The sequence below is a fragment of the Faecalibacter rhinopitheci genome, from assembly GCF_015234135.1.
Classification (GTDB): Bacteria; Bacteroidota; Bacteroidia; order Flavobacteriales; family Weeksellaceae; genus Empedobacter; species Empedobacter rhinopitheci.
This window is the reverse complement of the sequence record NZ_JADGIK010000007.1, coordinates 26,327-52,748: the sequence shown is the minus strand read 5'-3', so window position 1 is coordinate 52,748 and position 26,422 is coordinate 26,327. Positions and strand designations below refer to the sequence as shown.

Here is a 26,422-nt window from a genome sequence, read left to right as displayed (position 1 = left end):
TAAATTACATACGGAAGATTCCAAATTTACCTGAAGCATTAAATGCTTTGTTGTGGATGACTTTCATACAAATTTTTAAGTAGTTGCGTGTTTCCACTGGATTAATGATTCCATCATCAAATTGTTCGCTCGTCGCAAACCAAGCATTTGATTTTTTCTCCGCTTCCATAATCATAAACTGTTGCATCATTTTCGCTTGCTCTTCGTCGTATGGTTTTCCTGTTTTCTCAGCCGCTTCACGTTGGATAATATCCATCACACCTGCTAACTGTTCAGGTCCCATTACGGCGATTTTCGAGTTTGGATACGTAAATAAGAAACGAGGTTGGTACGATTGACCATTCATCGCGTAGTTTCCTGCGCCGTAAGAAGATCCAACCATAATTGTAATTGTTGGTGTTTCACAATTAGAAACTGCATTGATTAATTTTGAACCGTTTTTAATGATTCCTTCTTCTTCATATTTACGACCAACCATAAATCCTGTAATATTCTGTAAGAACAATAAAGGAACATTGGATTGATTACATAACTGAATGAATTGCGCACCTTTGTTCGCCGATTCAGAGAAAAGAACTCCATTATTTCCGATGATACCGATTTTGTATCCGTTGATGTGTGCCCAACCTGTCACTAATGTATTTCCGTATTCTGGTTTAAATTCAGAGAATTCAGACCCATCTACGATACGCGCAATTAATTCGCGGCAATCGTAAGGAACTTTAATATCTGGACTGATGATACCTAAAATCTCATTCGGATCGTATAATGGTTCAACAACTGCACATTTATCCGGTTGCATTTCATCCGCTGGACGAATAAATTGAACGATTTCACGTGCAATACGGATTCCATCTACTTCGTCTTCTGCTAAATAATCAGAAACACCAGAAATTTTAGAATGCATTGCAGCACCTCCTAAACTTTCGTCATCAACTACTTCTTTTGTCGCCATTTTTACTAATGGAGGACCAGCTAAGAATACTTTGGCTTGATCTTTCACGAAAATGGCATAATCCGACATTCCAGGAACATAAGCTCCACCAGCCGTTGCATTTCCGAAAACAACCGAAATCGTTGGGAAACCTGCTTTTGATCGTCTTGTAATATCACGGAATGTCGTTCCACCGAAGTTGAAGATTTTTTCTTGTTCTGGTAAATTGGCCCCAGCACTCTCTACTAAATTAATAGTTGGTAATCCGTTTTCCATTGCGATTTCTCCAATACGAATAGATTTTCTTAACGTGGCATAATCAATAGCTCCACCTTTGTTCGTTGCTACGTTAGACGTAATCATACATAATCTTCCAGAGACTAAACCAATTCCGGCAACTGAAGTTCCTCCAGGTCCGAATCCTTTTCCTTCTAATCCGATTAAGGGTAAAAGTTCTAAAAAGAAACTGTCTTTGTCTAATAATAACTCGACACGTTCTCTGGCTAATAATTTTCCTTTGTCTTTGGCGCGTTGAATATGCTTTTCAGCACCTTGAAAACGGCTTTCTTCCAGGTGAAGATCAAGTTTTTTCAAAAGCTCAAGCATACCTTCTTTGTTCTTTAGGTACTGTTCAGCTTTCGTATTGATTTTAGTTTGAAAGATCATATTTTTTGTGGTTTTGTTTAAAATTTAATTTTAGTAATGTTGTACTAAGTTAGAACAAACATACTAAAAAATATTTTTGATTCACAAATAAAATTTTAAAAATTTTAAATGTAAATAGTTGAAATACAAAGAATAAATAAAGTAAATCTTTTGTTATTTAATTAGGACAAAGTTTCAAAAAAATCAAATAATTCTTTTTAAATTAGAACAGAATTACTAATATTGTTGTGCTTGAAATAATAAAGATGTCAAGGAATACGAAGGATAATATTTTATACAACGCATTAGAGTTGTTTAATACGAGAGGTGAAAGCGAAGTAACATTAAGAGATATTGCTTCAGCTTGTGAAATGAGTTTAGGAAATTTGGCTTATCACTATAAGAATAAGTCATACATTATTTCAGCATTGTTCAGAAATATGTTGGAAGAACGTAAGCAAGTTTTACGTAAAGTGAAAGAGTTGCCACGTTTTCAAACACTGAATGATCAATTAGAGCCATTAATTGATTTGAATTACAAATACCGGTTTTTCTATTTGGATTCAACCAATATCGAAAGAAATCATCCAACGATTGGTCGTTTACAAGGGCGTTACGCCAAATTCTTAATCAATTACGTGCATTCGGCAATGGAATATACAGTGGCTACTGAAAATATGAAGCCTGAAAGAATTAAAGGGCATTACATTAAAGTGGCTGAAATCTGTTGGACATTGTTCAATTTTTCCATCGAACGCACACGCGTTTTAGAAGGAACAAATCATGTGAATTCGAAAGAATTACGATTAATGTTATGGAATGTGATTTATCCTTTATTAACAGAAAAAGGATTTAAAACGCTTCGAAAAGTATTGGTACAGGATTTAGAATCCATCCAATAAATCATCACAATCAAAACAAAACCACAAAAAAATAAAAATGAGTAAAAATGCTTATATCTATGATGCAGTAAGAACTGTGAGAGGTAAAGGAAACAAAAATGGAGCCTTACTTCCAATTACTCCGACACAATTAGGAGCACAGCTTTTAACGCATTTAAAAGACTATAAAAATTTAGATCCAAAATTAGTTGAAGACCTAATGTTAGGTTGTGTTTCTCAGGTAATGGATCAAGGCGCAAATATTGCCAAAACAATTGCTCAAGTTTCGAATTACGGCGATCACTTATGCGGATATACGTTAAACCGATTCTGTGGATCAGGATTAGAGGCGATCAATCAGGCAGCGGCTTATACAAAATCAGGGTATAAAAATTTAGTATTAGCAGGTGGAGTAGAAAGTATGTCGCTAGTACCAATGGGTGCTGATGGTGGAGCAATGGCAGTAGATCCTGCGGCTGCATTGTACGGTATGTTTATTCCACAAGGGGTTTCAGCTGATTTAATTGCAACAAGAGAAGGTTATTCTCGTCAAGATTTAGATGCTTTTGCTTTAGAGTCGCACAGAAGAGCGATGAATGCAGAAAAGAACTGCTATTTCAAATCGAGAATTCCCGTAAAAGATATTAATGGATTTGATATTTTAACGTACGATGAAAATGTACGTGAATCTTCATTAGAGTCATTAGCAAAATTAAATCCATCATTCGAAATGATGGGAAAAATGGGAGGATTTGATGCTGTAGCCATCAATCGTTACCCAGAAGTTTCAGAAATTAATCACGTTCATCATCCAGGAAATTCTTCGGCTATTGTCGACGGTGCTGCAGTGGCAATCATCGGAAACGAAGAAGGAGGAAAAGCAGCTGGTTTAACGCCAAGAGCAAAAATTGTTTCGATGGCAATGGTAGGAACTGATCCAACCATTATGTTAACAGGTCCGGTTCCAGCAACTAAATTAGCGCTGAAAAATGCAGGAATGAACATTAATGATATTGATTTATTTGAAGTGAACGAAGCTTTCGCTGCGATTCCAATGTATTTAATGGATAAGTTAAATGTACACCACGACAAAGTCAATGTCAATGGTGGAGCGATCGCCATGGGACATCCACTTGGAGCTACAGGTTGTATGTTGATGGGAACATTAATCGATGAGTTAGAACGCCGCGATTTACAAACAGGTCTAGTTACGCTTTGTATAGGTGGTGGAATGGGTATCACAACGATTATCGAACGTGTTTAACTTTAAATGAAACTGAAATGACAACTAATCAATATTTTACATTAGAAACAGATGAAAATGGAATCGTAATCATCACAATGGATATGAAAGATTATCCTTTCAATATGTTTGTAAGCGATTTCTTAAAATTATACTTCGAAACTTTACAAGCTGAATTAGCAAAACCAGAAGTTAAAGGTTCAATTTTACGTTCGGCTCGTCCAGAATTTATGGCAGGAGCAGACATCAATTTACTATTGAATAAACCTGGTGATGCAGAAGCGTTTTTAAAAGATTTATTAAGTTTCCACGAACAATCATTAAAATTAGAAGAATTCAAAAAACCGATGGTGGTTTTAATTAACGGAAACTGTTTAGGTGGTGGATACGAATTATCGTTAATGAATAATCGTCGTATTGCATTAGCAGGTTCTTACCAAATCGGATTACCAGAAGCCAAATTAGGATTATTCCCAGGTGGTGGAGGTACCATTAAATTATCTCGTTTATTCGGATTAGAGAAAACAGCTAAAATAGTTTTACAAGGACAAACGTTCCGTCCAGCTGATGCTTTAAAAGAAGGTTTAATTGACGAAATTGTTGAAACACCAGAAGAATTATTAGAAAAAGGAAAAGAGTTTATTTTGGCTAATCCACAAGTGGAACAACCTTGGTCGAATCCAAAACATAAAATTCCAGGAGGTGGTTTAAAAACGCCAACAGGATATATGACCATGGTGGGATCAATCGGTAACTTACGTAAAAATTCACACGGAAATTATCCAGGTTTAAATTACGCGTTACAAGCTTTACACGATAGTATCGATTTACCAATGAATCGTGCGTTAGAAATCGAGGCGCGTTATTTTACAAAAGCTTTGTATTCGGATGTAACGACAAATATTATTCGTACAGGATTTTTCGGAATTAACGATGCGAAAAAAGGAAAATCAAAACCAAAAGGTTTTGAAAAGAAAGCCACTCAAAAATTAGGGATTTTAGGTGCCGGGATGATGGGTGCCGGAATTGCTTATGTTTCTGCAAAAGCAGGAATGGATGTTGTTTTAAAAGATGTTTCGGTTGAAAATGCAGAAAAAGGAAAAGCGTATTCTGAAAATTTATTGAAAGGTGCGATTGCAAAAGGTCGTTCAACGCAAGAAAAAGCAGATGCGTTATTACATAAAATTTTACCTACAGCGAATGTAGATGATTTAAAAGATTGTGATCTAATCATCGAGGCTGTATTTGAAGACCCTCAATTAAAAGCTATTGTGACGAAAGAAAGTGAGCCAATGATTAAATCGGACGGTTTTTTCGCTTCTAATACATCAACATTGCCAATTTCTCGTTTAGCGGAAGCTTCGGTTAATCCAGAAAAATTCATTGGTATTCACTTCTTTTCGCCTGTAGATAAAATGCCATTGGTAGAAATTATTGTAGGTAAACAAACGTCTGATGAAACTTTAGCTCACGCGATAGATTATGTTACACAAATCGGAAAAGTGCCAATTGTAGTGAACGATTCGCACGGATTTTTTACGTCTCGCGTGTTTGGATTCTACAATTTTGAAGCAGCAGCAATGGTGTTGGAAGGAATTAATCCTCAAACCATCGAAAATGTAGCCAAACAAGCCGGAATGGCAATTGGACCTTTAGCTGTAATGGATGAGGTTTCAATTGAATTAATTCTACGTGTAATTGCTCAAAAAGAATCGTTAAACGACAACGAAAAACAATTAAAAGATTTCTTCCAAAAAATGGCCGATTCAGGTCGTTTAGGGAAAAAAGTAGGAAAAGGTTTCTACGATTACCCAGAAGGAGGAAAGAAAGTCCTTTGGAAAAACGAATTTGTTGAGGTTAAAGAAGAACAAATGGTTTCGAACGAAGATATCGCGAAACGATTAATGCACGCCATGGCTTTAGACAGCTACCGTTGTTTAGAAGAAGGCGTTTTAAATACGACGTTAGACGGAGATATCGGATCGATGTTAGGATTAGGATTTGCATCTCAAACGGGAGGAGTTTTCTCTTACATCGATATGGTCGGAATTCAACAATTCATTGCCGATTGTGATCGTTTCTTACCGAACGGAAAGCAATGGGAAGTGCCTCAATCACTACGCGATTTAGCCGTACAAGATTTTAAATTCTATACAGGAAATACACAAAATTGGATTAAAAAATAAGTTTATATAAACACACAAAACCACAAAAAAATGAAATCACTTTATTTTAACGAAGACCACGAATTATTTCGTCAATCGGTAATTGAATATATTAATAAAAAGAAACCATTTTTCGACCAATGGGAAGAAGAGCGTCAAGTTCCTAAATCAGTTTGGAAAGAGATGGGAGATATGGGATTCTTAGGTTTAATGTACGATGAAAAGTACGGAGGTTCAAAAGTTGATTTCTTCTATTCTGTGATCTTAATGGAAGAAATGGCAAGAGCCGGAAACGCTGGTTTGTTAGGAGGTTTTTCAGTACACTCATACATGGCAACAAATCATATTAACAACATTGGTTCAGAAGAATTAAAACAAAAATACTTAGTGCCATCTATTGCGGGTGATATTTTAGGTGCAATTGCTTTTACAGAGCCAAATGCAGGTTCAGATGTACAAGGAATTACAACTTTTGCAAAGAAAGAAGGTGATCATTACATTATCAATGGTTCTAAAACCTACATTACTAGTGGATGTTCGGCAGATTATTTCTTAACATTATGTAAGACGGAAGCTGGTTTTGATATTATCGTAATTGATGGAGATGCACCTGGAATTACGCGTAATAAATTAAATAAAATCGGTTTACATTCGTCTGATACGGCAGAAATCTTCTTCCAAGATGTGAAAATTCCAACATCTAATTTAGTTGGAAATGAAGGAATGGGATTCTATTATGTAATGGAGTCTTTCCAATTAGAACGTTTATGTTGCGCAATTATGGCGATTGGTGCAATGGATACGATTATTGCTGAAACGTTAGAGTTTATGAAAAACCGTAAAGCATTTGGTCGTCCAATTGCTTACTTCCAAGTTTTACGTCATCGTTTAGCCGATTACTGTACGGATTTAGAGTGTATACGTTCTTTAACTTATGAAACGTGTTGGCGTTTTATGAACGGAGAATATGCCATTAAACAAGCCTCAATGTGTAAATTAAAAGCAACAGAGTTACAAAATGAAGTGGTGGCTGGATGTTTACAAATGCACGGTGGAGCAGGATATATGGAAGATTATCCAATTGCTCGTTATTTCCGTGATGCTCGTGTTGGAACAATCTATGGCGGATCTTCAGAAATTATGCGTGAAATCATAGCGAAAGTAGTGGTTGACGACGTTCAGTTCGGAAAAGTATACTAAAAGATATTTATGTAGATATTTCTTGATTTTTTATGGTGAAATCAGAAAGTGTGAAAGTAGCAAACGGAAGCTTGATTTCTGAATGCTACTTTTTTTTATTATTTAAAACTCTTAATGATGAATATACTAAACGGTATTAAAATTCTCGATTTTTCGAGGTTACTTCCAGGTCCAATGGCAACTAAACAATTGATGCAAATGGGCGCGGAAGTAATAAAAATAGAACATCCAAATAAACCTGAATTAACACGATTAATTCCACCCTTTGAAGATGGAATATCAGTTTCTTATCTGATGGTAAACAAAGGAAAAGAAGTTCGTCAAATTCAATACGAAACAGAAGAAGGAAGAAATGATATTTATGAATTGGTAAAAGAAGTTGATGTATTAATCGAAACTTTTCGTCCAGGAACAATGCAAACATTAGGTTTTGATTATGAGACTTTAAAAGCAATGAATCCAAAATTAATTTATGTTTCGTGTACTTCTTATGGTCAATCTGGACCTTATGCGCATTTGGCTGGTCACGATCTCAATTTTATGGCGTATTCCGGTTTATTGGCTAATAATAAAAATGCGGATGGAAATATTACGATGCCTTCGTTTCAAATCGCGGATTTATATGGAGGAACAGAACAAATTATTAATTCGGTTTTGTTAGGAATTATTCAACGATCAAAAACTAATAAAGGAGATTGGTTTGATATTTCGATTACTGAAGCTACTTTGCCGATGAATGCTTTATTAGCGCCGCCAATTTGGTACAATGAAAAAGCGCAAGCATTTGATATTTTAAGTGGTAAATTACCCCATTATTCGTATTATAAAACTAAAGATGACAAGTTTGTCGTTTTAGCAGGATTAGAAGATAAGTTTTGGCAAAATCTCTGTACTAAATTAGGTCGTGAAGAGTGGAAATCAGAGAATATAATGACGTTAATTCATCGTCAAGATATCCGATATGAATTAATCGATTTATTTTTAACAAAAACAAGAGATGAATGGATAGAATATTTTAAAAATACAGAAATATGTTTTTCACCTGTCTTAGAATTTGAAGAAACATTATCTCATCCACATTTTGTTGAAAAAAATAGTTATAAATATACTGAAGATGGAAAGCATATTATTGGATTTAACCTTGGAATCAGATCTATTGGATAAAAAAAAAATGGATGAGATAAATGTTAAGAATTTAATATTAAATAACTTATTTAGTTTTTGGTAAGGTTATTGAAAATACATTTAATAAGTTATATTTGCCGTTATGAAAAAAATGCTAAACAAGTTTACATCTTTATTTCTAGTTATTATAATAAGTTGCTTTTCTATTGCATGTAGTAGTAGTACAAGCATTCCAGGAATGGATAGGAATGGAAAGTCGGGGCATGTACATAAACAAAGAAGCCACCCTAAAGCAAAAATCCATAAGAAGAAACCATTACCTCCTGGGCATAAAAAGAAAATTTATGGAGATAAGTCAGCCAAGAGATATGCACCTGGTCATAATAAGCCTCATAAAAAGGTTAAAATGAAGGCTGTAAAGAAAAAGAATCATCACGATAAAGGTAAAAAACATCCTTTATATAAGGGGAAGCCTTAAATAATACAAAAAAAGGATAAAATTATTAAATAATTTTATCCTTTAAATAGTAATATCTAAAATCGTATTATTTTACGACTTCCATTTCAACATTTAATACACCAGAATTTATAGATCCTATTTCGTTAAATGCAGCTTTGCTTAAATCTAATACTCTTGATTTTGAATGAGGACCTCTATCATTTATTTTAACAACGACTGATTTTCCATTCTTCACATTAGTAACTTTTACTTTAGTGCCAAAGGGCAAAGTTTTATGTGCTGCTGTTAATTCTTGTTTATTATATAGTTCTCCACTTGAAGTTTTTAAACCATGGAATTTATCTGAATACCAAGATACCATTCCAGAAATTTTGTTTTTAGCGCTTTCTACAGCATTAAAAATTTCTTCGTTTGTGTTTTCATCAACAACTTTAATGTTTTTTAAAGAACTTTCTGATGTCGATTTATTGATCATTAAACCTATAATAGGTTCGTTTGATTCACTGTTTTTGTTAATTTCAGCTTTTGCTATTGGTGTTATCATTAGCATTATAAATAATGCAAAAATGCTTTGTTTCATCCTTTAGATTTTCTGATTATTATTCTAATTTAATAAAGGATTCTCAAAAAAATAGCTGAATTATGAAAACTAATTATTTATACATGCATTATAAGTCTTAATCTCGCTGATAACAGCTTGTAAGAGTGTTTGTTAAATATAAGTTAAAAAAAAATGCCTTTGCTAAAAAAATTGTGAATTTAATTTACAAATTAATATAACTTTAAGATTATTAGTTGATTAGCTATATAATTCGATCCAAGTGGGAATTTAAGAATATTTTCATTTTGGTCAAATCCATTACTTTTTTCATAATATCATTTCTTGCATCTCCAAAAAAATCAGGTGAACGAGAGATATCCATTAATTTTTTGATTTCATCTTCAATATAAATAGTTTTAAAGCGTAGCATCACATCAAATAAGTCCTTTTCTATACAATCTTCAATACTTTTGGTACTAATTCCTTGTTTATTCAACCAGTTTTCACTGATGGCATAATTATCAATCATCATAGAGGTGGCAGTTTGAGATATATCACTATCCATTAATCTGGCATAAAAGTCACCAGTTCTTAATTCTTCATTTTGTAAACCAATTTTTACATCATCAATAATTTTTTGATAAAAAGGATTTGATAATTCAAGTTCATTATGTTCTAACTGGTTGATGATTTCTTCTATTACAGTCGTTTTGTAAGGATTTTTTTCGTCATCTAATAAAGAAACCTCTAGATTACCGAATTGCATAATCAATCGAATAATTTCTTCTTCAACGACTTGAATTTGATTAACAACTTCTTTTGCAGATTTAGAAGGAACTATAGTAAAACGCTCCTTTTTATTTCCTTCTGTTGTTTCAAAAGTTTTTTCCCCTTTATTTAAAATTTGTGCTAAATATTTAAATAAAACTTCCTCGCGAATATCCATAATAGTGGCCGTTTCCATAACATATAATTCGCGTTGAATTAGACTAGGAATAAGCGCAATAGATTGGATGATTTCTCGAATTAACTCAGTTTTCTTTACAGGATCATTTTTAGCTTCATCTAATAATAATTTAGCTTTAAACTTGATAAAGTCAGTTGAGTTTTCTTTAATATAATCACTGATTTCTGAAGCAGAATGTTTACGCGCAAATGAATCAGGATCTTCTCCATCAGGAAATAAAAGAACTTTTACATTTAATTCTTGTTCTAAAATTAAATCAATTCCACGAAAAGAGGCTCTAATCCCGGCTGCATCACCATCATACATTACAGTAATATTTGATGTAAGGCGTTTGATAATTCGAATTTGATCTTTTGTTAAAGCAGTACCAGAACTAGCCACAACGTTTTCAATTCCGGATTGATGCATAGAAAGTACATCAGTATAGCCTTCTACTAAGAAACATTCGTTTTGCTTAAGTATAGCTTGCTTCGATTGGAATAGTCCATAAAGCGTTTTACTTTTAAAATAGATTTCATTCTCTGAAGAATTTAAATATTTCGCAGCTTTCGCATCGTTGCGTAATATGCGACCACCAAAACCTATCGCACGACCAGAAAAACTGTAAATAGGAAAGATAACACGTTCTCTGAATTTATCGAAACGTTTTCCATCTTCTTTATAAGTAACTAATCCTGAAGTTTGCAATAATTCTTTAGAATAACCTTTTTGTTCAGCAAATTCGGCAAATGCATCCCATTTATTTAAAGAATAACCTAATTCAAATTTTTTAATTATTTCGTTAGAGAAGCCACGTTCTTTAAAATATGACAAACCTATCATTTGTCCTTCTTCGGTGTCGTGTAATTGGTTTGTGTAGAATTTTTTAGCGAACTCTGTTAATATAAACAGGCTTTCTTTAGTCTTTTCGGCCTGCATTTGCTCAGGCGAAAATTCTTTCTCTTCATCAATTTCAATATTATATCTTTTGGCCAACCAACGCAACGCTTCAGGATACGTAAATTGTTCCAATTCCATAATAAAAGACACCACATTTCCTCCTTTACCTGTGGAGAAATCCTTCCAAATTTGTTTTGCAGGAGATACGACAAAGGAAGGTGTTCTTTCCTCTGTAAAAGGCGAAAGTCCTTTAAAATTACTACCGGCACGTTTTAATTGCACAAAATCTCCTACAACTTCTTCTACTCGAGCTGTATTAAATATGGTATCTATTGTACTTTTTGAAATCAATGTGATTGTTTTTAATTTTCAGATTTTTTTTAAAAAAAATGTTTTTCTAAATCTGTGATTTAAGATTATTTCCTGCAAAATTAATTTATTAAAATGAATTAAAGTCAGATTTGATTTATAATCGTTTTATTAATTTTATTGAATTCAAATAAGTTGATTTTGAACAGGATTCATAGATGAATATTTTTTTGGTACAATATTGGTATTACTACACTATCTTAAATAGAAAAACAATGAGAAAAACACTTTTCAGAATGATGTTTGTTGGAATTTTAGCAACAGCATTTACTACATCTTGCTCTACTACATTACCTTCGATTGATAATAGTGCTACTTCAAATTCTTTAACAGGAAAATGGGAATTAGACTATATAGCGACTAATGATGGAAAATCATTAGCAGAAAACTTCCCAATGGGAGCACCTTACATAAATTTTGTTTCAGAAAAATTAGTAAATGCATCGGACGGATGTAATAGTATAAATGGACCAATTAATGTGGAAGGAAAAACAATCTCATTTGGAAATTTAATTTCTACAATGAAAGCATGTGATGGTGTAAATGATTATGCGTTTAACTCAAAGTTGAAAGGAAAATTAAATTATTCAATTAGTGATAATACATTAACATTAATCAAAGGTGATGTCGCTGTAATGCGTTTTGTAAGACCAACTACATTAAATGGAAGTTGGGTATTAGAAGAATTTATAGCAAAAGATAGAAGTGCAAAAACATTAGATCAACGTTTTCCAAATAAAAAACCAACTGTAACTTTCCAAAATGGCCAAATTTCAGGATCCAATGGTTGTAATAATTTGACAGGTGCTTATGTAGCGATTGGGAAAACAATTAAAATGGGAAATATTGCAACAACACGTATGGCTTGTGATGGAGTAGACGAATTTGCATTTAATGATCGTTTTAATGCGGTTGATAGTTATCAAATAGAAAACGGAAAGTTAGTTTTATATGCTTCTGGCGTAAAAACGATGGTTTTTGGGAACTTAAAACAACCAAGATAATTATAATAGAATAAATAATTCTATAGTCGTTCTTATTAGAACGGCTTTTTTTTATTTCATATATTTGTTTTATAATTCAAATAAGAAATGAAATTTCCAAGAATATATCATTTAGAAGAAGTTGCTTCTATTATAGGAGCAAAGTATGTAGGAGATGCTGGTTTTCCTGTACATGGAATTAATGAAATACACCGAGTTGAAGCAGGTGATATTGTTTTTGTTGATCATCCTAAGTATTACGATAAAGCTTTAGAATCTGCAGCAACTATTGTTTTAATTAATAAAGAAGTTGAATGTCCTGTTGGTAAGGCATTAATTATATCTGATGATCCTTTTCGCGATTTCGTGAAAATAGGTCAATATTTTTTACCATTCCAAGAAGCAAATAAATCGATAAGCGAAACAGCTGAAATAGGAGAAGGTACAATTATACAACCAGGAGCATTTATTGGTAACCATGTGAAAATTGGAAAGAATTGTGTTATTCATTCTAATGTTTCAATTAATGATTATTCAATTATAGGAGATAATGTAATTATTCGTTCAGGAACAGTTTTAGGAGCAGATGCTTTTTATTATAAACATAGAGATACAGGTTTTGATCGTTTAAAATCTGTAGGGAATGTAATTATAGAAGATCGTGTAGAAATTGGTGCGAATTGTACAATCGATAGAGGAGTTTCTGCTTCAACAATTATTGGAGAAGGTACAATTATGGATAATCTTATTCAGATTGGGCATGATACAATTATAGGTAAAGATTGTTTAATTGCTTCTCAAGTTGGTATTGCAGGATGTGTTATTGTAGAAGATAGTGTTTCTATTTGGGGACAAGTAGGTATTACAAGTGGTGTAACAATAGGTGCAAAATCTGTATTACTTGCGCAAGCAGGTGTAAGCAAATCTTTAGAAGGGAGCAAAACTTATTTTGGTTATCCAGCACAAGAGGCTCGCTCTTTATATAAAAAGATGGCAGTCACTGATCTATTGGTTAAAGATTATAATAAAAAATAATATATTTAATTTAAACCAGCCATCAGGCTGGTTTTTTTGTGATAAATGTCTTCCCTGATTTAGTATGTTTTAGATAAAAGATAGTGTATTTTTTACATTGAATTATTTTTTAATATGATTCAAAATTCTATATTTGTCTAAATTAAAATCACAATGTCTGTATTAGTAAACAAAGATTCAAAAATAATCGTACAAGGATTCACAGGAAAAGAAGGAACTTTCCATGCTGAGCAAATGATTGAATATGGAACAAATGTAGTAGGAGGTGTAACACCAGGAAAAGGTGGACAAACACATTTAGGTTTACCAATTTTTAATACTGTTAAAGACGCAGTAGTAGAAGCTGGAGCTGATGTTTCTATTATTTTCGTTCCACCAGCATTCGCAGGTGACGCTGTTATGGAAGCAGCAGAGGCTGGAATCAAAGTAATTATTTGTATTACAGAGGGAATTCCTGTTGAAGATATGGTAAAAGTTCAAGCTTATGTAGATCAAAGAGATGTTATATTAATTGGGCCAAACTGTCCAGGTGTTATTACATCTGAGGAAGCTAAAGTTGGTATTATGCCAGGATTTATTTTCAAAAAAGGGAAAGTAGGAATTGTTTCTAAATCAGGAACTTTAACATATGAAGCTGCTGACCAAGTTGTAAAAGCTGGTTACGGTATTTCTACAGCAATCGGTATTGGGGGAGATCCAATTATTGGGACGACAACAAAAGAAGCAGTAGAATTATTTATGAATGATCCAGAAACTGAATTAATCGTAATGATCGGTGAAATTGGAGGGCAATTAGAAGCTGAAGCTGCTCGTTGGATTAAAGAACACGGAACAAAACCTGTTGTTGGATTTATCGCTGGTCAAACTGCACCAAAAGGTCGTACAATGGGACATGCAGGGGCAATCGTTGGTGGAGCTGATGATACTGCACAAGCAAAAATGGCAATTATGGAAGAGTGCGGAATCCATGTTGTTGTTTCACCAGCTGAAATTGGAGCAACAGTTGCTAAAGTTTTAGGATAATTAGAAATCAGATTTAGTTTATATTAAAAAGGAGAACCATTTGGTTCTCCTTTTTTTATGATTAGAATATATTGTGTAGTTGCACTCTCAGCCTTGCGGACTAAGAATTATTATGAATAAATTTTGTTGAATTGATATAGTGTATAACCTAATGCTAATAATGGTGCGATAATAATTATTAGATGAAAAAGATCAAATTTATTATCAGAAAGATCTGAATCCAAAAGAAATTCGTCCTGATATTTTATCTTTTTGATTGAAACAATTTTTTTGTTTGTTAGATGTGAAGAAAAGTAAGGTTTATCAATTAAACCATGTGCATAATCAAAATCATTACGATCAACATATAAAGTAATAGAATCTTTAGCTTGTAATAATTGCTCTCTATTGGTTTTATTGTAATCTTCTGTATGTACAATAAACATTTTATTAAAATTAATAAGATGTATTCGGTATTGAAACGTACTATTTCTTGTAGATTCGCTAATGTATTCTTCTGGTGAATATCGCATTTTTCCGTTAACTACTTTTAAAGTATTAGGTTGAGGGGAAAGCGATTCATAAAAATATCCAAAACTAAAAATAGTAATAATTGATGTAAGAATTAATTGGATTAATATTCATTGTTTAGGGTAATATTTTTCTTTTGTTGTTGATGTATGATTAATTTTTGTTGAATGTAAATTTAAATAATCAAAGACTTCATCGAATAAATAAGGATCTTGGTATTGATTAAATGCATAAACTTTTTGTTGCTTATTAAACAATTGTATTTGTAGAAATTCTCTTTTCTGGTTGTGAGAATCTCGATCGATTATTGTTTTTTCTGAAATACTGAATGCATCAAAATGTAGAGTTTTGTTGATCCAAAAAATTGTAATGTTGAGTTGATTAGGTGTAAATGTGTAGATTTCTTTTTGTCGTCCAATTAAAAAGTAAAATTGTAAACCTATTAGCATACTAATTAGAAAGAAATTATCCCATTCAGCAAATTTTGTAGAGATTATGATCAAATAAATGATAATAGAAATTATCGTTGAAATTTTCCAGTATTCGTTATCAGAAGTTTGATGGATAAAATTGGTTATTAATTTCCTGAATTGTTGAGTTATAAAAAAAAACGGACAAATAGCCCGTTTAGTATTTTATTCGATGTCAAATTCATCGCTTTGATCTTCCTCATCATCGTCATCTTCCTCATCATATTCTGATGCGTTTTCAATAAAAGTTGTAAAAAGTCTGGGACATATAGCTTGCAACGTCGTTATATTATCTTCATCCCAATTTAATTCAATTTCATTATAGTCTTCTTCAAAATAATTAAAATTTTCATAATCAATAAAATCATGAATATCATTTTTAAAAATTTTTAGAAATGCATCATTAGATATCGTAGAAAAATTTTCAAATTCGTATAGATCATCGTCGTTAAACCCATCTTCAAAATATTTTGCAAGATTATCAGCATCAATCATGGCATCAGAAAAAATTTCTTTGCCTTGAGAAATTAGCCATAATCTAAAGTTTTGGAAGCCATCTTCATCACATCCATCATTCATGATAGATCCTGCACACCATAATTCATTAGAATAGGACTGAAACATAAAGAACTCTGTTCTTAATCTAAAACCTATAATATCTTCGGCAGTTAAATTGGATAATTCTTGGAAAAGATTTTCTTGTTGCTCTTCTAAGGTATCTGCATCTTGTAGTGAGTTTTCTATGATTTGCCAATACAAATCTGTGTCTAACATCTGAGAAATTTTTTCAGTTGGTAGCGCGGGTAATGAATTAAATAAATTGTCTAAAAAACTCATGTATATATTATTCTATAATATGTGGAACAAATCTGCTTTTATCTGTCGTGATCATCTGATCACTTTCTCTAAAGGTAATACCACAAGATTCTTGCCCAATTATCCAACTTCCGATAATAGAATATCCCGTATCTTCTTTATGAAGTTGAGCTAATTCTTGACAAATAAATCCTTCTTCGCCGTATTCTCCTACTGTTTTTTCGGCTAAATTACCATCAATTATCATCTCAATGTTTGCTCCTTCTCTTGATAATAATGGTTTTTTAACGTAATTTTTCATTTGATGAGGTTCATCAAAATAGGATTCTAATAAAAGTGGATGATTTGGATACAATTCCCAAAGAACGGCTAAAATAGCTTTGTTTGATAGAATCATCTTCCAAGCCGGTTCAATCCAATTTGCTTTAATTTCGTCATTTTTGATATTATATGCAAACATTTCATTCACCATCCATTCCCATGGATATAATTTAAAAATATCCGTTATAGTTTCCTCTTCTAAATCTACAAAATTTACATTATTCCAACCAATTTCATCGATATAAATTAATTTAGTATTTATACCTGCTTGTATGGCACAATCTCTTAGGTATTCAACATTAGTTAAATCTTCTAAAGATTCTCTTACACAAGTAAAATGTAATGTATCACCTTTTAGATGAGGTTTTAGCATTTTCCAAGTATCAATTAATTTATCATGTACAGAATTAAATTGATCCTTTGTATCTTGGAAATAATTTTCCATCCAAAGCCATTGTACAACACCACATTCAAATAAAGAAGTTGGTGTATCAGCATTAAATTCTAATAATTTTAGTTGTTTATTTTTATCAAAAGCGAAATCGAATCGTCCATAGATGCTTGGAGAATCATTTTCCCAAGATTCAACTAAATAGGGCTGGATAAATTCAGGAATTTTAAATAGATCTAATTTTTTTTGACTTATTACATGATCTACAGCATGTAAACACATTTCCCAAAGTTGATTTGTTGCATCAAATATATTATCTGCTTCTTGTGCAGTGATAGAAAAATAGTAATCTTCTACCCAATAAGTTTGATTATTTTCATCTGTATGAAATCCAAAGCCAATATTTTCTACTCTTTGTTTCCAATTTTCATCTTTATTTATCTTTTTTAATTCCATTATTAGTTTTTAAGATGAAACAGTTTTATTTTCTGATGATTTACCAAAACCGCCTCTTATAGTTTGCCCTTTTAAAGCATTTGCTTTTGCAGTATTAGTCCCTACGTTAGATTGTTGGTGTAGTCCTGGACTTGCATATCCCATTCCACCAGTTAAGCTTCTAAAAGCCATAAACCAAAGTAAAGAAGATCCCATTCCCATACCTCCGTGTTGAGAATTATTTTGTGTATAGTTTTCTGTTACATCTGTATAAGGTGCAGAAGAATCGGCACGCATATATACTTTTTGTTGTGGAGAAGAAGCTGCTTCTGAAGGATCTTCAACTTTTTTCATACATGAACTTAATACAGACGAAACTAATACTAAAGTAACAATCTTGCTCGCTCTTTTATTTCTTTTGTTCATATGAAGCGTATTATTGTATGGTTACGTAAATAGGCGTTTTTATCGAATCGCTTGGTTGTTTCGCAACTTTTAGTGTATCGATTTTTTCGCTGATTAATTGGCTGTTAGACCATATTTTTTGAGTGGTAATGTGGTATAATGTATCGCCAATAGTTTGACTAGATAATACAACTTCTCTTGCAGAGGATTTATCTAATTGTTCTAAATTCTGCTCTTTATCTTGTTGCGTTTGGCAAGATACTAGTGCCATAAAAGCTATTGCTAAGTAAAATATTTTTTTCATCTTTTTAGTCTTCTTAACAAAGTTACATTATTTCAACAAAAAAGCACTTCCGTAAACGAAAGTGCTTGATAATATTTTAAAGAATTTTGTTAATTAAGAAACTAATGATTCTGTTGAAGATTTTTTCATAGAACCTGTAGTTTTTAATCTTGTGTGCCAAGAGAAAGCTTCCTCTAAGATATGTGGAGTTTGACCACCACGCTCAGCACAAGCTCTTTCAAAGTAAGATAATAACTCTTGTTTGTAATCTGGATGTACACAGTTTTTAATGATTTCAAGTGCTCTTTCGCGTGGAGCTAATCCTCTTAAATCTGCTAATCCTTCATCTGTTACAATAATATCTACATCGTGCTCTGTGTGGTCTACGTGAGAAACCATAGGAACGATAGAAGAGATATTTCCACCTTTAGCAGTAGAAGCTGTTACAAAAATAGAAATATACGCATTACGTGCAAAATCTCCAGATCCACCAATACCATTCATCATATGAGTTCCTGATACGTGTGTAGAGTTTACGTTTCCGTAAATATCACATTCTAATGAAGTGTTGATCCCAATAACTCCTAAACGACGAATAACTTCTACAGCATTAGAAATTGCTTGTGGACGTAAAACTATTTTATTTTTATAATGCTCAATATTACCGATTACACGGTCATAACATTCTTGAGAAACTGTCATTGAAGATGCTGATGCAAAATTCATTTTTCCAGAATCAATTAAATCGAATGTAGAATCTTGTAATACTTCAGAGTACATTACTAAATTTTCAAAATCAGAATGCTCTAATCCAGCTAAAACTGCATTAGCAACTTTACCAATACCACATTGTAACGGCATTAATTCTTTTGTTAAACGTCCTGATTCAACTTCTTTTTCAAAGAAATTAACGATATTTTTAGCAATAGCAGATGTAGCTGCATCTGCAGGAACAATATCTCCTGCCATATCATGGATATCATGGAAAACGATACCTACGATTTTAGAAGGATCAATTTTAATAGCATCAGATCCAATTTTAGAATCACAAGAAGTGATATTAATTGGAGTACGAGATCCATACTTTTCTACTTTATAAATATCATGTAAACCACGAATACTTGTAGGAATAGAAGTATTAATTTCTAATATGATTTGATCAGCACTTTCTGCGATATCAACATTGTTTCCTACTGAAGTTGTAGGAACGATTGAACCATCTTCTAAGATTTCTGTAACCTCTAAAACAGCAATATCGATTTTGAAAGTATCATTTAAGATATGTTCAGCAGATTCTCCTAAATGTTGGTCAATGAATAAAACATTACCAGCGTTTATATTTTTTCTTAAAACTGTATCTACTTGGAATGGTAAACGTTTTTTTAAAGCACCGCTTTCAGCTAAAGCCTCATCAGTACCGTGACCTAAAGATGCACCTGTGAATAAAGTAATTTCTAAATCTTCAGATTTAGCACGCTCTGCAACAGCTTTTAAAACTACTTTTGTATCACCACCTCTAGTAAATCCACTTGCACCTACAATCATTCCATTTTTAAAAAATTTGGCAGACTCCTCAGCAGTCATAACCTTTGACTGTAGGTCAGCCAATTTAATTCTTTCTAACATAATGCAACTTTTTTCTTTACTTTTCAATAATTATACCTTTCAGCGAAAGGGAACTACAAATGTTGTAAAATAATACTTCTGGCTAATATTAATAAAAGACAAATAATTATTCAAAATGGACATAATTATTTGTGTACATTATACAATATATTAAATAAAGTATTATATTAGTTATACTTTTACAAAGCTATGAATATAAACTTAGACACAAAATTAGATACTCGTTATTATTTAACAGAAATTGATAAAAATCCATCCTCAATTTTCTGCTACCACAAAGAGATTTCAGAAGCGTATGTTGTTGAGCATAAGCATGAAAAAGGCCAGTTTCTTTATTGCGAAGGAGGTATTGTGTATGTGAAAATTGGAAAGGATACTTATTACCTTCCTGCAAGACATTTTATGTGGATACCACCGCATGCAGAGCATAGTATACACCCAAATACACCAGATGTGATTATGCGAAATTTATATTTTCCTATTTCTGATCATGATGATGTGTTTTATAAAAAACTAGGAATATACCCTGCAGATGGTCTTTTATTGGAGCTCTTACTTTTTTCGAATAAATGGCTAGGAGATATAGGAAGTGAGCAAAGAAGCGAATTTATTATAGCACAGGCTTTTAAAGAAATTTTGCCACAAATCAGTAAAAATAGTCTTAAATTGACTTTGCCTTTACCTTCTGATGATCGTCTTAAAAAGATTGTTCAATTCTTAGAAGATAATATGGATAGTTCTATAACTATGAAAAAGATAACAGCTGAGTTTGGATTTAGTGAGCGATCTCTGTCACGATTATTTCAAAAAGATTTACAAATGACATTTGTGCAATATTTTACAATACTGCGTATGCTAAGAGCTTTAAAGTTATTGATTGATGGAACATACTCTATCAGTGAAATATCAAATATGGTAGGATACAATAGCTTACCAACTTTTAGTAATACTTTTCAAAAAGTAATTGGCGTTCGACCAACAGATTATTCAAAGAAAAAAGATATCTTATAAAAATGAAAATTTATCAGATTAGTGGATTAGGAGCAAACCAAAATGCTTTTCGGAATTTGAAGCTCGAAAATGGATTTGAAACTGAATACATATCTTGGTTAGAACCTGAACGAGATGAAACTCTGGCACATTACTCTGAAAGAATGATAGATAAAATTAATCCCACAGAAGATTTTCTTTTGATGGGATTATCTTTTGGTGGTATAATTGTCCAAGAGATGAATAGGTTTATTCGTCCAAAACATACAATATTATTATCTACAGTGAAGGATAGGAGTGAGATGCCTTCTATTTACCGATTTTCTTCGTCTACTAATATTCATAAAATAATCCCCATGAGTTTTTTAACATCTCAAAGAATATTTTCTTATATGATGCTTAGAAAATTATATTATACCAAAAAACAAGATGCTATTGATGATATATTTGAATTTAAAGATGCTAATTACTTAAAATGGTCTATTCATAAAATTGTAAATTGGCGTCATTCCACTGCATATAAAGAAGAAAATGTAACGCATATACATGGTGATAAGGATATTGTATTTCCTATATCTAATATAAAAAATTGTATTCCAATAGAAGGAGGTACGCATATTATGGTGATGCAAAAACCTAAAGCAGTTAGTATAGAAATAAATAAAATATTAAAAGGCTTGTAAAATTTACAAGCCTTTTAATATTTTATTTATTGTCTTCGAAATAAGAAATTTCTAACGAAGAATTATCTGCATTTATTACATCAAAATCTCCAATTTTTGTTCTTCTCAAAGCAGTTAAATATCCACCGGAATTTAAAGCTTTACCAAAGTCATAAGCTAATGATCGGATATAAGTTCCTTTGCTACAATGACATTCAAAATCTACAAAAGGTAAGTCAATCTTTGTAATTTTAAAATCATGAATGGTAATTTTTCTAGCTTTACGTTCAATTTCTACGCCTTCTCTAGCTAATTCATACAAACGTTTTCCATCTACTTTGATAGCTGAATGCATAGGAGGGAACTGCTCTATTTCTCCAATGAATTGCTTTGTAGCTTCATGAATAATTTCTTCTGTAAAATGATCTGTAGGAAAAGTTTGATCTTCTTCAGATTCTAAATCATAAGTTGGAGTAGTAACACCAAGTTTTATAGTTCCTGTATATGTTTTTTCTTGCGCTTGAAATTCATCAATTCTTTTAGTTAGTTTACCTGTACAAATTAATAAAAGTCCAGTTGCTTTAGGGTCTAAAGTACCGGCATGACCAACTTTTATTTTCTTTAAGTCATACGTTTTACGAATATTCCAACGGATTTTATTTACTACATCAAAAGAAGTCCAGTCTAAAGGTTTATCAATCAAAAAAACATGACCTTCTTGTATCTTCTCTACATTCATTATTGTTGTGTTGTTGTTTCGATAGAAACTTTATTATTTTCGTTTTGCGTTTCAGTTGGGTTATATGAAAAGTATACCAACAATACGATACCTATAATAATACGATACCATCCCCAGAATTTAAATCCATATTTAGTGAGTACTGAAATAAAAGATTTTACTGCAATTAGAGCAACAATAAATGCTACTACATTTCCGATAAGAAACAAAATAATATGTTCCTGATCTTGAAAAATCATTTCATACCCTTTCATAGGATTTGCAGTAGTTTCTCCCCAGGTTTTGACAAATACAGAATACACAGTAACTGCCAACATAGTTGGGACAGCTAAGAAAAATGAAAATTCGGCTGCGGCTTTTCGAGATAAACCTTGTGTCATTCCTCCAATAATAGATGCAGCAGAACGAGAAGTCCCAGGCATCATGGCAAGACATTGCCAAAATCCAATTGTTACAGCAGTTTTGATAGAAATATCTTTTTCATCATTAATTTTCGGATTTTTAAACCATTTGTCTACAAATAATAAAATAATCCCACCGAAAACTAGCATAGAAGATATTGCAATTTGATTTCCTAAAACCGCTTCAATTTTGTCATCTAACAGTTTTCCTAATACTAAAGCTGGTAAAACGGCACAAGCTAGTTTGATATAGAAGCCAATATTAAAGTTTTTTAAGTCAAAAAACTTTTTCCAGTATAATACAACGATTGACAAAATTGCTCCAAATTGTATTGAAACTTGAAACATTTTTAAAAATTCACTCTCAGGTAGACCCATCAACGCTGCTGTAAATCCCATGTGGGCAGTAGATGAAATTGGTAAATACTCTGTTAATCCTTCAATAATAGCTATAATAATAGCTTCAAAAAAATTCATTATTTATCTTTATTCGGGTTGATTAAAATAGCATAAATTTCTACTGCAAAACCAGTAAGAATAAGGAAAGGAGCTAATCGTATTCTGGTCCAAGAATAGATATCCTCATTCCAATAATTCACATCATATGTTCCGTCTGGTCTTGTGTTTGCATCATGTCCTGTCATTAGAATAAATCCTAATGCAATTAATGCTAACCCAATTCCCATCCAGATATAATTTCTTTTACCGAATAAAAAGGTAAAATCAGAACCTTTAGAAGATTCTGATTTTATAGTATTTTGTTTATTAATAATACTCATTAGTATAGTTGATCAGTTTTTAATTTTAAGTATCTCCAAGCAGCAAACAATGTACTGAATAAAGCTATTAATACGCCTAAACCAATTAGTGCAGCAATTAAATATCCAAAAGTTGGGTTCCAAAGTAATAAGCCAATTTTAGTGGCTAATAAATACCATATAATACCAATACCTAATATTGCAATAATAGAAGCTAATAGACCTAATAATGCACCTTCTAATAAGAAAGGTTTCATAATGAATCTTCTTCGTGCACCAACAAGTTGCATCGTTTTTATGCTAAACCTTTTGGCATATATTTTTAATCTTATAGAGTTGTTAATTAAGATAATAACAATAACTAAGAAAATTCCTGCAAAAATCATTAACCAAAAAGTGATTTTATTAATGCTTTGATAAATAGTTACCATTGCCTGTTTATCACTCTTAACTTCTTCTATAATAGGATTCTGAGATAAGATATTATTAATTGAATCAATTTGCTCAATCGAATCAATTTTTTTTGGATTTAAAGTGATTTGAACTGATGGAGGATAAATATTAGCCTCAAATAATTCAACATCATCTATTCCTAAATCTTGTTTAGCAATTTTAGATGCATCATCTTTACTTATATATTTAGTACTTTCTATAAAATCATATTTTATTTTTAAGGAATCAATATATTCCTTTTGCATTGATAATTCCTTGTCTTTAATCTTTGGATCATCAACATCATTAAAATATGCTTCTATTTTTAATTCTCTTTTTAGATGTTCTGCGTAACTTTGTGCATTAATTACAATTAATCCGAATACACCTAATAGAAATAAAACTAAGGAAATACTTATAACGACTGTTATGTTAGATGAGCGAAGTCTACCTTTCTCATATTTATCATTCGTTTTTGACATTTGGGCTTATTTTTGGGCTAAGATAAAAAAAACTTATTTCGAAACATATATAAACGGTTCGAAATTGGTTAAAGAAAACATAAAATTTAAAAAAATTTGAAAGTAAAAGCAAAAAAACATTTAGGACAACATTTTTTAAATGACGAAAACATCGCACGCGATATTGCTCATGGATTAACGTGGGAAGGCTACGATCGCGTATTAGAAATTGGTCCTGGGATGGGAGTATTGACTAAATATATTTTAGAAGCTAAAAAAAATATTGAAGTTGTAGAGATTGATACTGAGTCTGTAGAGTATCTAAAAGAAGTATATCAACCATTTTATCCTGGGTTTAAGATTCATTCGGAAGATTTTTTGAAAATGGATTTTTCAGAAAAGTTTAATGAACAAATTGCTATTTTAGGTAATTTCCCTTACAATATATCCTCTCAAATTGTTTTTAAAGCAATAGATGAACGCGAAATGGTGCCAGAACTTTGCGGAATGTTTCAAAAAGAAGTGGCAGAACGTATAGCTTCTAAAAAAGGAACAAAAGATTATGGTATACTTTCTGTATTAACACAAGCTTATTATCACTGCGAATATTTATTTACTGTTCCAGAACATGTTTTTACACCTCCACCAAGAGTAAAATCGGGCGTAATTATTATGAAACGATACCGTACAGAAATTGAAGGCGTTGAAAAATCAAGATTTTTTCAAGTTGTAAAAGCTGGTTTCGGTCAACGTAGAAAAACTTTACGAAATGCTTTAAAATCATTAGGTATTCCTGAGCAATTAAACGAACATGAATTCTTAAATTTGCGCGCTGAACAATTATCAGTAGAAGATTTTATTGAATTAACTAAACTGATGCAATAACGATATGAATATAGAAATTACAAAAGAATTTATTGACCTTCTGTCAGAGAAAATCAACGAACAAAACGCAAAAGCAATTAAAGAAATGCTTGAAGGGTTACACCCTGCTGATATTGCGGAATTGTTTGATGAATTATCCACCAAGGAACAATCTTTTGTAATTAATTTATTAGAAAACGAAACATCTGCTGATATTCTTTTAGAGTTAGAGGAAGAAGATCGTAAAAAATTACTATTAAAGTTCTCTGCAAAAGAAATTGCAAATGAAGTCATTAATGAAATGGATACAGATGATGCTGTTGATATTATTAATGAACTTTCTGAAAGGAAAAAGGTTGAAGTTATTGCGCAGATTGAAGATAAAGAACAAGCTAAAGAGATTGTTGAGTTACTTCGATACGATGAGGATACTGCCGGAGGTTTAATGGGGAAAGAATTGATCAAAGTAAATAAAAACTGGTCAGTTGTAACTGCTATTAAACAAATGCGAAAGCAAGCAGAAGATTTTGAAGAAGTATTTTCAATTTACGTAGTAGATGATGAAGATGTATTAATAGGTACATTATCGTTAAAAAAATTTTTAACAACTTCTGCAAATACAAAAGTGGGAGACGTGTATAATGATAAAATTCAATATGTTTATATAAATACTTCAAATGTTGAGGTTGCTAATGCTATTGTTAAATATGATTTATATGAAATTCCTGTTGTTGATGAATTAATGCGTTTGGTTGGTGTTATTACGGTTGATGATGTAATTGATGTAATCCGCGAAAATGCAGAAGAAGATTACCAATTAGCAGCCGGGATTACACAAAATGTAGATTCAGATGATAGCATTTGGAAGTTAACTAAAGCAAGATTGCCATGGTTAATGATTGGGATGTTAGGTGGTTTAGGAGCTGCATCTATAATGTCAGGTTTCGAAACTGCTTTAGAAAAATATACAATTTTGCTAATGTTTGTACCTTTAATCCAATCTTCTGCGGGTAATGTAGGAATCCAATCCTCTGCTATCGTGGTACAAGGATTGGCAAATGGATCAATTAAAGGAGGGATTTTTAAACGTTTAGGAAAAGAATTTTTATTAGGCCTTCTAAATGGTTTAGGAATCGCTTTGGTTGTTTTGTTGATAACACATTTTATCTTCGGAACCACTTATTATGTCTCTCTAACTATATGTGTAGCATTAGTAGCTGTAATTGTAAACGCAGCTATAATAGGAACATTTATACCGATATTTCTTAATGGGAGAGGTGTAGATCCTGCCGTTTCAACAGGGCCATTTATTACAACTAGTAACGATATTCTAGGGGTTTTTATATACTTTACAATCGCTAAAGTAATTTTAGGATTTTAAAAATAAACATATATTTATAAAAAAAGG

Annotated in this window: 27 protein-coding genes; 13 read left to right on the top strand and 14 right to left on the bottom strand. The window is 31.9% G+C overall.

The features are described 5' to 3' along the window. Positions 1-4 precede the first annotated feature (4 nt). Positions 5-1,600 (bottom strand): acyl-CoA carboxylase subunit beta, encoded by a 1,596-nt coding sequence (locus IM532_RS10890; RefSeq protein WP_194183484.1) that lies wholly within the window; start codon positions 1,598-1,600, stop codon positions 5-7. A gap of 245 nt (positions 1,601-1,845) precedes the next feature. Here IM532_RS10890 and IM532_RS10885 point away from each other — a divergent pair, with 245 nt between their 5' ends. From IM532_RS10885 to IM532_RS10860, 6 genes are all read left to right on the top strand, one after another. Continuing rightward, entirely contained in the window at positions 1,846-2,481 is a 636-nt protein-coding gene (locus IM532_RS10885) for a TetR/AcrR family transcriptional regulator (RefSeq protein WP_194183483.1), read from the top strand. A 37-nt stretch (positions 2,482-2,518) separates the two neighbouring features. Then, on the top strand, positions 2,519-3,724 hold the full coding sequence (locus IM532_RS10880; RefSeq protein WP_194183482.1) for an acetyl-CoA C-acetyltransferase: 1,206 nt from the start codon (positions 2,519-2,521) through the stop codon (positions 3,722-3,724). 17 nt (positions 3,725-3,741) lie between these two features. Further along, a complete protein-coding gene (locus IM532_RS10875) occupies positions 3,742-5,889 on the top strand; it encodes a 3-hydroxyacyl-CoA dehydrogenase NAD-binding domain-containing protein (protein ID WP_194183481.1) in 2,148 nt (715 codons plus the stop codon). 30 nt (positions 5,890-5,919) lie between these two features. Beyond that, positions 5,920-7,068, top strand: coding sequence for an acyl-CoA dehydrogenase family protein (locus tag IM532_RS10870; protein WP_194183480.1), 1,149 nt, complete (start codon positions 5,920-5,922; stop codon positions 7,066-7,068). 117 nt (positions 7,069-7,185) lie between these two features. Continuing rightward, complete coding sequence (locus tag IM532_RS10865) at positions 7,186-8,232, top strand: CaiB/BaiF CoA transferase family protein (RefSeq protein WP_194183479.1); 1,047 nt, start codon at positions 7,186-7,188, stop codon at positions 8,230-8,232. 112 nt (positions 8,233-8,344) lie between these two features. Next, complete coding sequence (locus tag IM532_RS10860; RefSeq protein ID WP_194183478.1) at positions 8,345-8,671, top strand: hypothetical protein; 327 nt, start codon at positions 8,345-8,347, stop codon at positions 8,669-8,671. A gap of 67 nt (positions 8,672-8,738) precedes the next feature. On the opposite strand, the gene IM532_RS10855 is transcribed toward IM532_RS10860, so the two are convergent. Then, positions 8,739-9,233, bottom strand: coding sequence for a septal ring lytic transglycosylase RlpA family protein (locus tag IM532_RS10855; protein ID WP_194183477.1), 495 nt, complete (start codon positions 9,231-9,233; stop codon positions 8,739-8,741). 223 nt (positions 9,234-9,456) lie between these two features. Further along, on the bottom strand, positions 9,457-11,391 hold the full coding sequence (gene dnaG / locus IM532_RS10850) for a DNA primase (RefSeq protein WP_194183476.1): 1,935 nt from the start codon (positions 11,389-11,391) through the stop codon (positions 9,457-9,459). Positions 11,392-11,624: 233 nt separating this feature from the next. Between dnaG and IM532_RS10845 the strand changes: the two genes are divergently transcribed. From IM532_RS10845 to sucD, 3 genes are all read left to right on the top strand, one after another. Further along, positions 11,625-12,413, top strand: a complete 789-nt coding sequence (locus IM532_RS10845; RefSeq protein ID WP_194183475.1) for an META domain-containing protein — start codon at positions 11,625-11,627, stop codon at positions 12,411-12,413. A gap of 87 nt (positions 12,414-12,500) precedes the next feature. Further along, positions 12,501-13,427, top strand: coding sequence for a UDP-3-O-(3-hydroxymyristoyl)glucosamine N-acyltransferase (locus tag IM532_RS10840; protein WP_194183474.1), 927 nt, complete (start codon positions 12,501-12,503; stop codon positions 13,425-13,427). Positions 13,428-13,580: 153 nt separating this feature from the next. Further along, on the top strand, positions 13,581-14,450 hold the full coding sequence (gene sucD, locus IM532_RS10835; protein WP_194183473.1) for a succinate--CoA ligase subunit alpha: 870 nt from the start codon (positions 13,581-13,583) through the stop codon (positions 14,448-14,450). A gap of 110 nt (positions 14,451-14,560) precedes the next feature. On the opposite strand, the gene IM532_RS10830 is transcribed toward sucD, so the two are convergent. The 7 genes from IM532_RS10830 to IM532_RS10800 all read right to left on the bottom strand — a co-directional run bounded on the left by IM532_RS10830 (position 14,561) and on the right by IM532_RS10800 (position 19,707). After that, the gene (locus IM532_RS10830; RefSeq protein ID WP_194183472.1) at positions 14,561-14,962 is read right to left on the bottom strand and encodes a hypothetical protein; all 402 of its coding nucleotides are present in this window, start codon (positions 14,960-14,962) and stop codon (positions 14,561-14,563) included. Between the two features lie 108 nt (positions 14,963-15,070). After that, positions 15,071-15,409 carry a hypothetical protein gene (locus tag IM532_RS10825; RefSeq protein ID WP_194183471.1) on the bottom strand — a complete coding sequence of 113 codons (339 nt, stop codon included), beginning with the start codon at positions 15,407-15,409 and terminating at the stop codon, positions 15,071-15,073. Between the two features lie 186 nt (positions 15,410-15,595). Continuing rightward, a complete protein-coding gene (locus IM532_RS10820; protein ID WP_194183470.1) occupies positions 15,596-16,267 on the bottom strand; it encodes a DUF4240 domain-containing protein in 672 nt (223 codons plus the stop codon). Between the two features lie 7 nt (positions 16,268-16,274). Continuing rightward, complete coding sequence (locus IM532_RS10815; RefSeq protein WP_194183469.1) at positions 16,275-17,414, bottom strand: glutathionylspermidine synthase family protein; 1,140 nt, start codon at positions 17,412-17,414, stop codon at positions 16,275-16,277. A 9-nt stretch (positions 17,415-17,423) separates the two neighbouring features. Then, positions 17,424-17,819, bottom strand: coding sequence for a hypothetical protein (locus IM532_RS10810; protein WP_194183468.1), 396 nt, complete (start codon positions 17,817-17,819; stop codon positions 17,424-17,426). 10 nt (positions 17,820-17,829) lie between these two features. After that, complete coding sequence (locus IM532_RS10805) at positions 17,830-18,069, bottom strand: hypothetical protein (protein ID WP_228063716.1); 240 nt, start codon at positions 18,067-18,069, stop codon at positions 17,830-17,832. Between the two features lie 126 nt (positions 18,070-18,195). Beyond that, a complete protein-coding gene (locus IM532_RS10800) occupies positions 18,196-19,707 on the bottom strand; it encodes a succinate CoA transferase (RefSeq protein ID WP_194183466.1) in 1,512 nt (503 codons plus the stop codon). Positions 19,708-19,896: 189 nt separating this feature from the next. Here IM532_RS10800 and IM532_RS10795 point away from each other — a divergent pair, with 189 nt between their 5' ends. Together IM532_RS10795 and IM532_RS10790 are read left to right on the top strand one after the other, a co-directional pair. Further along, a complete protein-coding gene (locus IM532_RS10795; protein WP_194183465.1) occupies positions 19,897-20,718 on the top strand; it encodes an AraC family transcriptional regulator in 822 nt (273 codons plus the stop codon). Positions 20,719-20,720: 2 nt separating this feature from the next. Beyond that, entirely contained in the window at positions 20,721-21,380 is a 660-nt protein-coding gene (locus IM532_RS10790) for an alpha/beta hydrolase (protein WP_194183464.1), read from the top strand. A gap of 22 nt (positions 21,381-21,402) precedes the next feature. Here IM532_RS10790 and truB read toward each other — a convergent pair whose 3' ends face one another. From truB to IM532_RS10770, 4 genes are read right to left on the bottom strand one after another with little or no spacing between them, the layout of a single operon-like run. Further along, positions 21,403-22,098 carry a tRNA pseudouridine(55) synthase TruB gene (gene truB, locus IM532_RS10785; protein ID WP_194183463.1) on the bottom strand — a complete coding sequence of 232 codons (696 nt, stop codon included), beginning with the start codon at positions 22,096-22,098 and terminating at the stop codon, positions 21,403-21,405. Beyond that, entirely contained in the window at positions 22,098-22,976 is an 879-nt protein-coding gene (locus tag IM532_RS10780; protein ID WP_194183462.1) for an undecaprenyl-diphosphate phosphatase, read from the bottom strand. Before IM532_RS10780 ends, truB begins: the two co-directional genes overlap by 1 nt. Continuing rightward, on the bottom strand, positions 22,976-23,278 hold the full coding sequence (locus IM532_RS10775) for a DUF3098 domain-containing protein (protein WP_194183461.1): 303 nt from the start codon (positions 23,276-23,278) through the stop codon (positions 22,976-22,978). The genes IM532_RS10780 and IM532_RS10775 overlap by 1 nt, the downstream gene beginning before the upstream one ends. Beyond that, positions 23,278-24,171 (bottom strand): cell division protein FtsX, encoded by an 894-nt coding sequence (locus tag IM532_RS10770; protein WP_194183460.1) that lies wholly within the window; start codon positions 24,169-24,171, stop codon positions 23,278-23,280. The genes IM532_RS10775 and IM532_RS10770 overlap by 1 nt, the downstream gene beginning before the upstream one ends. 96 nt (positions 24,172-24,267) lie before the next feature. On the opposite strand from IM532_RS10770, the gene rsmA reads away from it, so the two are divergent. Beyond that, entirely contained in the window at positions 24,268-25,035 is a 768-nt protein-coding gene (rsmA, locus tag IM532_RS10765; RefSeq protein WP_194183459.1) for a 16S rRNA (adenine(1518)-N(6)/adenine(1519)-N(6))-dimethyltransferase RsmA, read from the top strand. Positions 25,036-25,039: 4 nt separating this feature from the next. Next, the gene (mgtE, locus tag IM532_RS10760; RefSeq protein WP_194183458.1) at positions 25,040-26,395 is read left to right on the top strand and encodes a magnesium transporter; all 1,356 of its coding nucleotides are present in this window, start codon (positions 25,040-25,042) and stop codon (positions 26,393-26,395) included. Positions 26,396-26,422 lie beyond the last annotated feature (27 nt).